At 68.1% G+C, this 320-nt stretch carries 1 protein-coding gene; it reads left to right on the plus strand.

Annotated elements, in window-relative coordinates; genetic code table 11:
* The coding region (locus EN808_RS35620) for a hypothetical protein (protein WP_135918252.1) at window positions 1–320 on the plus strand (320 nt) is incomplete at both ends.

Raw genomic sequence — 320 nt, forward strand, 5'->3', positions numbered from 1 at the left:
CCGGCCCTGATCCGCAGCCTGGAGACGCAGGTGACCGCCCTTTCGGCGCATCTTTCGAAGCCGAGCGCGCCGCTGCCCGAGTTCGAAGACATCAGCCCGCGCCTCAACGAGATCGAGAAGTCGCTGGCCGGCACGCGCGATTCCATTCTGAGCGTGGCGCGCGAGGCCGCCGAGAGCGCCGTCAAATCACTCGCCGAGTCGACGTCCAGCACGGCCCAAACCAATGCGACCGCCGTTGCCGGCCTCGCCCAGGACCTGAAGACGCTGGAAGCCCTCACCCGCCGCTCCGACGAGCGCAACTCGCGGACATTCGAGGCGAT

The organism is Mesorhizobium sp. M8A.F.Ca.ET.165.01.1.1 (genome assembly GCF_004792065.1).
In the GTDB taxonomy this organism is placed as follows: Bacteria; Pseudomonadota; Alphaproteobacteria; order Rhizobiales; family Rhizobiaceae; genus Mesorhizobium.